This window comes from Sphingomonas oleivorans (assembly GCF_003050615.1).
Classification (GTDB): Bacteria; Pseudomonadota; Alphaproteobacteria; order Sphingomonadales; family Sphingomonadaceae; genus Sphingomonas_H; species Sphingomonas_H oleivorans.
This window is the reverse complement of sequence record NZ_NWBU01000016.1, coordinates 148,351-159,083: the sequence shown is the minus strand read 5'-3', so window position 1 is coordinate 159,083 and position 10,733 is coordinate 148,351. Positions and strand designations below refer to the sequence as shown.

Genomic DNA, 10,733 nt, shown 5'->3' with positions numbered 1-10,733 from the left:
GCGCCGTCATCGCCTGGTAAAGTGCTGCCGCCCCACCTGCCTTGCCGATGGCGGACAAAAGCTCACGCCGTGTCGGCGGATTCAAATCGATCATCACTCGCCCCCCAAAAATCTGAACGCGGTACTTACCGGTATAACGGTCTATGGCGCCTTGGCCGCTATCGCCTCGATCTCGACAAGCGTCTGCGGCCGGCCAAGTGCTGCGACCTGGATCGTCGAGCGGGTGGGGAGGTTCGGCTGATCGGGCGTGCCAAAGAACATCTTGTACGCCGCGGTCATGCCATCACGGTCCATCTTGCCGCCGAGCTTGGGATCGCCGACCAGAAACACGGTGAGCTTGACGACATCGCCCATGGCGAGACCCAGCGATGCGAGCTGCGCCTTCATCTTGGTCAGGATGCTGAGCGTCTGCGTCTTGGTGTCGCCGAATGCGTCGGCGCTCTCGGTGTCAGCCGGATTGATCGGCGATGCGGTGCTTCCCGACAGGAAATAGATCTTGCTGCCGGCCGGCAGCGATGCGGAACTGGCGATCACCGCGGTTGGCGAGCTCTGCCGGCGCTCCACGTCGGCCGCATGGCCCGCTGCTGCCGTGAGCGCGGTCGCGAGCAGGGCCATGATATGCGAGCACTTCATTCTTTCTCTCCCATCCCAGACGGAAATAACGGGCTTAGTATCGACCACAAACAAAATAAGCCGGCCGCAGCGTGACTGCGGCCGGCACTTTCGACATCAGAATTTGAAGGACAGGCGGGCATAATAATATCCGCCGGCTGCACCATAAGGCCCGTGATTATATGGCGCGCCATAGGTGGTGCTGCCATTCTCGAGCTGCTCACCCATTGTGCGCGTTGCGGCGACGCCTTCGATGAAGGCCGGGGTTTCCGGTACCTTGTCGAACAGATTGTTCGCGCCGATGGCGAAGCTCATCCACGAGGTGATGTCGTATCCGAACTCCAGATCGGTGATCGGCGTCGCCTTCACGGTCCCGTTATAGGGCCCGTAGCCGGTCAGGTTCGGGACCACGAGGATCGTGGATTTCCCATAGAAGGTCTGGCGCAGATTGGCGCTGAAGGGGCCGCTCGTGAACAGCGCGCCAAGCACGGCTTTATACTTGGGCGTCGCAGTCTCAAGATAGCTTTCCGCCCGTGCGTCGAACAGGTTGAGCCCATTGACGTTCTGCAGTCGGTTCTTGGTGACCTTGGTATTATTGTAATTGCCGCTGACCGACAGATCGAGATTGCCGAAGTCGAGCGGGACCGGATAGCGCGCCGACAGGTCCAGACCCCAGGTGCGGGTGTCGATGCCGTTGGTGAAGGTGGCGACACTGACATTGGGCACATTATCAAGCACGGTGCCGCGCAGCGCGATGGCGTCGAGCACGGCCTGATTGACGAGCGTGCCGTTCACGATGCCCCGGATGCTCGACGTGCCGGCGATGCGGTCCTTCACCTTGATATAATAGCCATCCAGCGTGACCACCAAGCGGGGGACAGGACGCAGGACGACGCCGCCCGAGAAGTTGGTCGATTTTTCAGGCTTGAGCGGGGTGAAGCCGAGCAGCGCCGCGGCGGCGGAGTTGGGCGGCAACTGAACGCTGGCGCTGGTCGGGGCGACGTTGGTCGCGGAGTAGAAGGACTCCGCCAGAGTCGGCGCGCGGAAGCCCGTGCTCGCGGTGCCGCGGATCGCGAACGCGTCCGAGAAGTCGTAGCGCGTCGTCACCTTGCCGATCGTGGTGTCGCCGAAATCGCTATAATCCTCGTAGCGTCCGGCCAGATCGATCGTCCACTGCTCGACCGGGAAGAGGGTGACGTCGACATAGGCGCTCTTGGCGTGACGATTGTAGCTGCCGGCATCGCTGAGCGAATAGCCGGGGAAGGATTGCCCGCCCTCCTTGTATCGCGAGGCCTCGTCGCCCGGCCCGATGGCATAGGTGTCGCGGCGATATTCGCCGCCGAAGGCGAAGGTCAGCGGCTTGGCGAGACCGGCGTCGAACTCGCGACGCACGTCCAGCGTGCCGGTGAATTGCGTCGCCTTGAACGAGCCGTCGTAGAAGCTCGTCGGCGTGAAACCGGTGTCCTGGTAGAGCGAGACGTTGGCGGACTCGATCGTATAGATATCGTTCTTGTCGGAACCATAAGTGGCGCTCAGGTCCCAATCCCACTCGGAGATGCTGCCCTTGAAGCCGCCGGTCAGCGAATATTCGTCCTGCTCGACATTCTGCTGCGGGTTCATGCCGTTCACGGCATAGGGCGGGAAATATTGGGTTACGCCGTTGACCGTGCGCGACACGCGGTTCGGCAGACGATAGCCCTGATAGGCGTAGCCGATGCGACGGCTGATGTCGCCGAAACTGTAGAATTCAACGCCCCCGAAGTCATAGCCGGCATTGTACATGCCGATCGTGAGCTTGGACTTCGCCTGGCCGCCGCCCTTGAAGACCCGTGGGAAGTTTTCGATATTGGCCCATTCAGCAGGACGCCCGGGCAGCAGTTTGCCGCTCTTGTCGGTCACCTGGGCATGTGCGTAGCCTACGAAAGTATAGTCGTTCCGACGGTGGAACCCGGTCAGGTTGAGGAAGCCGCGCTCGCCGATCTTCACGCCGACATTGCCGCTGGCGCTGTAGGTATCGCCGTCGCCGTCGAAATATTGGCCGGCCGTAAGCTTCGCCGTGCCGCCTTCCGCATCATCCTTCAGCATGATGTTGAGGACGCCTGCGATCGCGTCGGAGCCATATTGCGCGGCAGCGCCTTCCTGGAGGATTTCGATGCGCTCGACGGCGTCCGGCGGGATGAGATCGATGCTGGGCGCGGCGGAACCCTGGAACGGTCCGGCGATCACCTGGAGGATCGCGGAGCCATGGCGGCGCTTGCCGTTGACCATCACGAGCGTGTGGTTCGGGCTGAGGCCGCGCAGACGTGCGCTCAGGGAGAAGTTGGACATGTCCGTGCCCTGGGTCTGGGCAGTGAAGGAGGGAACGATCTGCGTCAGGACCTGGTTCAGGTTCGGCTGGCCCACATGCGAGATCGCCTCTTCATTGAGAAGCTGAATGGGGGCCGCGCTCTCCGCGGCCTGCAGGCCGGTAGTGCGCGTGCCGGTGACAATGATGTCGCCGCCTTCGACATCGGGCGCGGCAGCCTGGGCGAGTGCGCAGGCGGGCCAAGACGATGCAAGAAGAAGAGACGCAAAGAATTTCGATCGATAGGTCACTAGCCTGCCCCCTTCTAGAAAATCTTTCTAACCTCTCCATTTTTGTTACTAAAAACGCACATAAGGCCCCTATCTGCCACGCGCGGCGTGGCAGTTGATTTTTAGCTGCTTGTCCTTGCCCCAATAGGATTATGTTTATTTTACCTAAGCTCTTTTATTTTTCCTGTCATGCAAGTGCAAAAATCGCACATTGCTGACCCGGGCGGATGAACGAATTGCAAAAACCGCATCCAGACGCGGTCGCGTCCCGCGTCTGAGCGACGTTGCGCCGAGAAAGGGTGAGTTCGATTGCGCTCATGGCTTGGCCTTCCCGCATGAGGAGCGATCCGCGGCGATGGAGATCGCCGAGATCGGCCGGCATGCAGCCGCATGGAGGGGCGCTCTCCGCGAGCGGATCGAACGAATGAATTGCAGTCTGCTCATGGCCAACCTTCTTGGTTCGCCCTGCAGGTTTATCCCCTTGGCCCCCGCCGGCCCGCGAAGACGGAGGCATCGTAGAAGGATGCGCTCAGCCTATCCCGATCCGGCATTACGCGTTCGAGCTTCCCCTGGCCCGAACATCTTTGAAAAGATGGAAAAATCCCTGTGATCAATGCTGTTCTAAATCGGTCATGTGTTGTTGAGACAGGATGTTCAATCTTTGGGCGATCTCAGTCCATAATGGATGAAGAATAGCTTGACGCAAGCGGTTTTCTGATCGGTCGAGCTTGCTGGGCAGAGAGGCAGCAGCCGGGGTTCCGTTGCAATCGCCCATCGCCGACATTCTTTTCTTGTAGAAGAACGAGGTTGCACAATGCGTGCCTCCTGATCAATGAATAGGGAGCGGGCTGGAAGCGCCCGAATTTCCCACTTTCACGATGAGGCAGTCGATGCGGGAAGGCTATTTCCTTCGATTCTTTTGCGTTGTAGCCGGAATGGCGATGTCTGCTCCGCTGGCCGCGGCCCCGATGGCCAAGCCGCCCGCCTTCGCGGTCTGTGCCGCATGTCACGCAACGACGCCCGATGCGAGGAAGGGAATTGGGCCGAACCTCTACGGGATCAGCGGTCGTAAGGCCGGCGCCGGCAGCTTTGCCTACTCGCCGGCGATGAAGTCATCCGGCATTGCCTGGGATCGGGAGAAGCTGACTGCGTTTATCATCAATCCACGCACGGTGGTGCCGGGCAACAAAATGCCGTTCGCCGGGCAGAAGAACCCGAAGGCCGCTGCGGAGATCGCCGATTATCTGATATCGCTCAAATAAGCGGCTGCGAATGGCGGTTTGAAGCGCGATCGACTCTTGATGCCGGACGAGGCGCTTCAAGGCGCCTCCCGGCGGTCCGCTGGGAGACATCGGAGCGGGATTGCCCGTCGCCACAGGGCGTCGGCAGAATAACCGTCTGGAGTATTTGCCGACGGCAGGAGCAGGAGTCCTGCTCCGCCGAAAGCGATAAATGTCGGGCGCGGAAGGCATGATCGGAGGATGAGGCGGGCAAGGCTCTCGGGAGCCGGGGCTGCAGTCGACCGGCCTATCGATCGCGGCCGCGAAAGCCCCAGCAGAGTGGCTTCATCGAGAAGATCGACCCGTTTGGCTGAATCGGTGCATGGTTTCGTGTCGATGCCCTAAATTGGCTGAACATGAGCAGTTCACCCGATCAGCTCCTGACGGCCGGCACGGAGCAACGTTCGCATGCGCTGAACATAGTCGGGAGTAAGCTCGACCCAGATGCGCCGCCGGTCACGTTCGTCATCCTTCTTGAGAAGAATGCCTCGATCCACCAATATGTTGATCCAGCGCAGGCCGGTGGTAGCCGGTACGGCAGCCGCGATGCACAGGCTTGAGACGGAGACTTGCTTCCCCTCTTCCTGCGCCGCGAAAAGATCGAGCATCATGTCCCAGGCGGGGTCGCCGAACAGCGCCTCCCCGAGCAGTTCATCCCGCTTCCTGCGCCAGCGTATCAGCCGCTTCGCAAATCCGCCGTCGCGATCAGCCATCGGCGCGGCAACCACGGACGTCAGCGAAGACGGTCTTTCGTCGCGACGGGGATCGGCCGGATAACCAACCTCGGGCCGCGGAACCCGGGCAGTCAGACAATCCTCCGGCGCTGATGCAAGGCAGGTTGCTGTTCGGGTCATTCTTCCTCCCATCTTTCTGTGGCGCGCTTCCCACGCTCCACGGGAAGCGCCGGCCAGAATGACGCAGCGCGCCATTTCCATGTGCCGGGCCCATGATCATCCCGGCGCTCCCCGCCACATCCCAATCTTCAGGCAACGGCCAGCGATCCGTGCTCGCGCTGATATTGGCGAACCATGTCCATCTGGTCGGCGCGTAAGGCGTCTGTGAAACGCAGGTGCCGTGGCACTTCGCCGTGCAGCAGCACGGAGGGGCACTGCCCTTCGAAATTACCGAGGCTCGGCAGATGCTGGCGGTAGCCGGCGAGCGCGGCGAGCTCGTCGTTGAAGTGCCTGGCAATATCCGGCGGATAGGCCAGCCATGGATTTTCCCATGGGCGCAGCCAACCCTGGCAATAGCTGAAGATCACCCCGCGACGCGGCCGGTCCGACCGGTTCTCGCCGCCCGAATGCAGTGCCGATCCGAGAAACAGGAAGGCGGATCCGCGCGGCATCACCGCACTGATAGCGTCAGCCTCGGGCAACATGCCGTGGGGATCGCTATGGTTGCTTCCGGGCCAGACCCGTGTCGCGCCATTCTCGTCGGTAAAGTCGTCGAGCGCCCACATCACGTTCATCATATAATCGCGCCCGCCCTTGGGGCCGCCGAACATGTCCTGGTCGCGATGCGGGAACTGGAGCGGCGCACCGGGGTGGATTTCGATCGCCTGCGTCAGGTTGAGAAGAATGGTGTTGCACATTTCATGCAGCAACACGCGCCTGGCGATGCCGAGAATGAGCTCATGCTGCGCAAAGGCGGCCGCATGGGGCGATCGGATCAGTACCCGACCGAAGCGCTTGGTCGTCTCGCCATAGAAGGGCCCTTGGCAGAAGGGCGCAGCTTCGAAATGCGGGTGCAGGTCATCATGAAAGCCATCCAGGATCGAGCGGTCGATCGCGTGCGGGATCATTGCATAGCCGTTGGCCAGCAGGGTGCTGGCCCAATATTCAACCTCATCCGCGAGACCGGACGCGCGGGCGGCAGTAGCAGTGGCGAACATGCCTAAAATCCTTTCGTCGTGCCGAAGGAGGGTCAGGCCGCGAGCGCGCGGTGCATGCGCCCGACAAGCCGCAGATCGACCGGATCGCAGCGCCATGGGCCAATGAGCGAACCGAGCGTGGCCGTGTCGATCTCGATCATGAGCGCGCCGACAAGCTCACCCTGCTCGACCATGGGCAGTCCGAGCGGCCGGCAGCGCCAGCCGGCCGAAAGCACTTCGGACAGGAAGCGCATATTGCAGACGGCGGTGAAAGCGCGGATGTCGGTCAGCAGCGCATATTCGACCATGGCACGCACCAGCCTGTTGCGCGCCGCGCGCCGATCGGCTGCCCGTCCTCTTGGCGCGACGCAGAAGCGCGTAATCTCGAATATGTCGCATGAGGACGGCACGCCTTTGTCGCACAGATGCGCGAAGGCACTGCTCAGAAGATGCGGCCGGTCGGTACGCAGCAGCCGCATCGATGCCAGATGTTCTCCGGTCGAAGGATCATGCAGGATCAGATATTCGGCGAACTCATCGTCGAACTCATCTCGCTCCTGACATTCATCATGAGCGATATTCCACCGAAGCATATCGACGAACACACGCTTGCGATCAGCGTGCATCGCCTGAACCAAACTGGGGTAAGCACTCCGATTGTCGCTCGTTATCAAGCGGATCATGACGCTCTCCTCGATGTTCTGAGGAGGATCTGATCTATTCCGGGGATTGCGACACTCCCCCGGTCGGGGGAGTGACAGGCGGCTATCTCACGATTTCGTTCAGGCTCAACTGGCCATCGAAGACCGCCCGGAAGGCGGCCTGGATGCGGGTCGGCACATCATATTGCTGCCGCGCCATCTTGAAATGATGCTTGACCGATTCCTCCCCGATGCCGAGGATCCGGGCTATTTCCCAGTCGCTCTTGCCTTGCGCGGCGAGTGCCACGCATTCGAGCTGACGCGGAGTGAGATTCACGCGCCGGACATAGGTCGACATGTCGCGCGCATTCATCACCATCGCGCGCGCCGCCTGGAACGCGAAAGCGCCGATAAGTTGCGCCATACGCAAATTGCGCTCGGGCAAGGGGTGGCCGGTCCTGACGGCGAAGTTGCACGAGCCGTTCGCCTCGCCGGGAACGTGCGCCGGAACGGTGAATCCGTTTTCCAGCCCTGCCTGGCGCGTATCCGCCGTGATCGCGCGATGGGCGGAGGTAAGCTTGACGAGATTGGGCACATCCTCCCAGCGGAAGCCGACCGTGCTGCGCTGGCTGGCGATCAGCACCGGGTCATTCGCCACGATGTTGCGCTTGATATAGGTCTCGACCCAGGCTTCAGGATAATCCGTCAGCGCGACGAGCGTCCCGTTCTTCATGTGGCTGCGCTCGGCGTCCATCGGCGACAGATCGACATGATGGATGAGCGCATAATGATCGAAGCCCATCTCCGTCGTAATGCCGGCGACGAGCCTCTCCAGTTCCTTTGGTTCTCTGATCTGGCGTGACAATTCTATGAATTTGTCAACATCCTCCAACTGCGACATCTCCGCCCCCCGGCAAAGCGTGATTGAAAGCCTTTCTTTGACTATCATGGTTAACTGCAGGCCAGCTTCAGCGCCATACCTGCCAAGCTGTGAATATGCCGCCAGCTTTTGAGGCAGCGGTGCACAGGCCTTCGGCTTAGGCGTCGCCTGCCGCGCCGTTTGACGGGGACGACCGAGAGGGGGCGGACGTTGCGTCCACAACCGGCAGGGCTGTAGGTGAGCCGATGGCCTTACCGATCGACGCAACCATCAGCATCAGACCGGCGATAGCGGCAGATTTCGATGCTGTCGCTTCCATCTGGCTAACAAGCTGGCAATCGACGGGTGTGGTCCTGTCGGAAGAGCCGACGCTGATGGGACTTCGGCATAGAGTTGATGTCGAGATTATAGAGGGCTGGGCACTTACCGTCGCCGAGCATCAGGGGAAAGTCGTCGGTTTCGTCGCATCGAAACCAGATGCCGCTTTGCTGGACCAGCTCTTCATACACATAGACTATCAGCGGATGGGTGTAGGTTCTGCCCTCCTGGCCGAAGCTCAAAAGACTATGCCGTCCGGTTTCACGCTTCGGGCCGCTACGGCGAACGTCGGCGCGCGTGCGTTCTACGAGAAGCATGGGCTGCATGTCGTAGGGGAGGGCATACATCCTCGCCTCGGCTACCCCTATCAGAACTATGCTTGGAAGAGCAGTTAAGAGTCGGATTTCACCTAAGAGTCGGATTTCACCGCCTCATGCTCGATGCTTGCCAATGGCCGCTTTCCCGGTCTGACCCGCTTGCGACAAAGGCCCGCGTACGGCCAGCCTCGCCAGTCTGAGGTCTGTGGAGTGAAGGCAGGCTGGAACGCGATCACGGGGCAGGATAGGCTCGGAAATGAGCGGGGCAGCGCAGCGATAGCGAGGCCGCCATGAAACCTGCACTCAAGCTGGCTCCCTTCATCCTGCTGGGGACGCTTGCCTATCTCGGGCTCGCCGTCCTGGGGTGGGGCGGGTTCGCCGCCTTCTTCGCCCATCCGCCGCTGATCGCGCTCACCATCGCGCTTTTCATCATGGCGGGCGCAGCGCTCTTCAGCGGTGGAAATCTCAGTCCGGGCGAGCGCGAGGATCGCTCCAACCGCTGGGTCCTCGCTATCTTCGCGCTCATCGGGCTGCTATCCGCCTGGTTGCCCGCCTATACCGATCGGACCGAATTCTGGACGCTCGACGGCGAGGCTGTGCGCTGGTCCGGCGTTGTCCTCTTCGTGGCGGGCGGCACGCTGCGCTTATGGCCGGTCTTCGTCCTCGGCCACCGATTCAGCGGACTGGTGGCGATCCAGCCAGGTCACAAATTGGTGACCAGCGGCATCTATGGCACCATTCGTCACCCCAGCTATCTCGGCTTGCTGATCGGCTCGCTGGGTTGGGCGCTCGCTTTCCGGTCAGGGGTCGGCGTGCTGCTCACGGCACTCACCATTCCCCCTCTGCTCGCGCGCGTCCGGGCAGAGGAGGCCTTGTTGCTCGCTCAGTTCGGCAGCGACTATGCCGCCTATCGCGCCCGCACCTGGCGGCTCGTCCCGGGGCTCTACTGATGCCGGAGCCATCCCCGCGAACGACCTCCTCCCCTCCTGCCGATTTGATCGGCCAATATCGCATTCCGGCCAGCTTCTCGGATTGTTGACTGTTCTCCGCGTCAGCCGCTGGAACGATCGGATGGAGATGGGAATGCGATATTCGCCTCGCCGGATTAGGCGCGCATCAGCATCCACCAGCTGCTTCACCACGCATCGGTAGCCAATTCGGTCTCGCCTGGGGTAGAGCGCAGCGACCACAGCAGGAGCTTCGACCCATGCCTTCCCCCAGCCCCTGGCAGCATCACCGCAGCGCCGGCGTCGCCGACGACATCGATTTCGAGATCAAGGGGCAGGAGCTCCAGTTCGTCGAGATCGAGCTCGATCCCGGCGAGAGCGCGATCGCTGAAGCGGGTGCCCTCGTCTGGAAGGATGCGGGCGTCGGCATGACAACCGTGTTCGGCGACGGCAGCGGTGGCAATGGCGGGTTCATGGGCAAGCTCTTGGGAGCCGGCAAGCGGCTGGTGACAGGCGAGAGCCTGTTCACCACGGTCTTCACGCACAACGGCCAGGGCAAGGCCCGCGTCGCCTTCGCCTCGCCGACGCCCGGCGCGATCCTGCCCTTGCGCCTGGCCGAGCATGGCGGGCAACTGATCTGCCAGAAGGACAGCTTCCTCGCGGCCGCCAAGGGCGTGTCGATCGGCGTACATTTCCAGCGCCGCGTGATGACGGGCCTGTTCGGCGGCGAAGGCTTCATCATGCAGAAGCTGGAGGGCGATGGCTGGGTGTTCGTGCAGATGGGTGGAACGGTGGTCGAGCGCGAGCTCGCGCCGGGCGAGCAGCTCCACGTCGATACGGGCTGCCTTGCCGCCTACACCCCCAGCATCGAGTTCGACCTGGTGATGGCGGGCGGAGTCAAAACCGCATTCTTCGGCGGCGAGGGGCTGTTCTTCGCGCGACTGACGGGCCCAGGCAAGGTCTGGATCCAGTCGCTGCCCTTCTCGCGACTGGCCGGGCGAATGCTGGCTGCGGCGGGCAGCCGTGGCGGCCAGAATCGGGGTGAGGGCTCGGTGCTCGGCGGGTTGGGTGACCTCATCGGTGGGAACGACTGAGCCCGGCGCAATCGGGCTCAATCGCTCAGTCCGCTCGATCGTCGGAGACCTGGTCCCGCAAGTGCATCCCCAGGGCAAGCCCGGGGGATATGCGGGTTTCAGGGAATTGGGGCTTCGGCGAGCTGCGCGCGGCGGCCCTGCCGCTGGAGCTGCATCTGCCAGGCCGGATATTCCGGCGTGAGTTGGCTAGGCTTGTCGAG

10 protein-coding genes are annotated in these 10,733 nt (G+C 62.0%); 4 read left to right on the top strand and 6 right to left on the bottom strand.

The window, feature by feature from the left end:
- Positions 1-141: 141 nt before the first annotated feature.
- Together CLG96_RS16425 and CLG96_RS16420 are read right to left on the bottom strand one after the other, a co-directional pair.
- The gene (locus CLG96_RS16425; RefSeq protein WP_107969540.1) at positions 142-633 is read right to left on the bottom strand and encodes a RidA family protein; all 492 of its coding nucleotides are present in this window, start codon (positions 631-633) and stop codon (positions 142-144) included.
- A gap of 96 nt (positions 634-729) precedes the next feature.
- Positions 730-3,207 (bottom strand): TonB-dependent receptor plug domain-containing protein, encoded by a 2,478-nt coding sequence (locus CLG96_RS16420; protein WP_107969538.1) that lies wholly within the window; start codon positions 3,205-3,207, stop codon positions 730-732.
- Positions 3,208-4,076: 869 nt separating this feature from the next.
- Between CLG96_RS16420 and CLG96_RS16415 the strand changes: the two genes are divergently transcribed.
- Positions 4,077-4,448 (top strand): c-type cytochrome, encoded by a 372-nt coding sequence (locus CLG96_RS16415; protein ID WP_207796724.1) that lies wholly within the window; start codon positions 4,077-4,079, stop codon positions 4,446-4,448.
- Between the two features lie 383 nt (positions 4,449-4,831).
- Here the strand turns inward: CLG96_RS16415 and CLG96_RS16410 are convergent, their stop codons facing one another.
- The 4 genes from CLG96_RS16410 to CLG96_RS16395 form a co-directional block, all read right to left on the bottom strand.
- Positions 4,832-5,179, bottom strand: a complete 348-nt coding sequence (locus CLG96_RS16410; protein WP_107969534.1) for a helix-turn-helix domain-containing protein — start codon at positions 5,177-5,179, stop codon at positions 4,832-4,834.
- A gap of 269 nt (positions 5,180-5,448) precedes the next feature.
- Positions 5,449-6,357 (bottom strand): phytanoyl-CoA dioxygenase family protein, encoded by a 909-nt coding sequence (locus CLG96_RS16405; protein WP_107969532.1) that lies wholly within the window; start codon positions 6,355-6,357, stop codon positions 5,449-5,451.
- Between the two features lie 32 nt (positions 6,358-6,389).
- Positions 6,390-7,019, bottom strand: a complete 630-nt coding sequence (locus CLG96_RS16400) for an acyl-homoserine-lactone synthase (RefSeq protein WP_107969530.1) — start codon at positions 7,017-7,019, stop codon at positions 6,390-6,392.
- An 82-nt stretch (positions 7,020-7,101) separates the two neighbouring features.
- Complete coding sequence (locus CLG96_RS16395) at positions 7,102-7,878, bottom strand: LuxR family transcriptional regulator (RefSeq protein WP_165799682.1); 777 nt, start codon at positions 7,876-7,878, stop codon at positions 7,102-7,104.
- 224 nt (positions 7,879-8,102) lie between these two features.
- On the opposite strand from CLG96_RS16395, the gene CLG96_RS16390 reads away from it, so the two are divergent.
- The 3 genes from CLG96_RS16390 to CLG96_RS16380 all read left to right on the top strand — a co-directional run bounded on the left by CLG96_RS16390 (position 8,103) and on the right by CLG96_RS16380 (position 10,533).
- Complete coding sequence (locus tag CLG96_RS16390; RefSeq protein WP_107969526.1) at positions 8,103-8,570, top strand: GNAT family N-acetyltransferase; 468 nt, start codon at positions 8,103-8,105, stop codon at positions 8,568-8,570.
- 212 nt (positions 8,571-8,782) lie between these two features.
- Positions 8,783-9,442 (top strand): methyltransferase family protein, encoded by a 660-nt coding sequence (locus CLG96_RS16385; protein WP_107969524.1) that lies wholly within the window; start codon positions 8,783-8,785, stop codon positions 9,440-9,442.
- 257 nt (positions 9,443-9,699) lie between these two features.
- Positions 9,700-10,533, top strand: coding sequence for a TIGR00266 family protein (locus tag CLG96_RS16380; RefSeq protein WP_107969521.1), 834 nt, complete (start codon positions 9,700-9,702; stop codon positions 10,531-10,533).
- Positions 10,534-10,733: the final 200 nt, after the last annotated feature.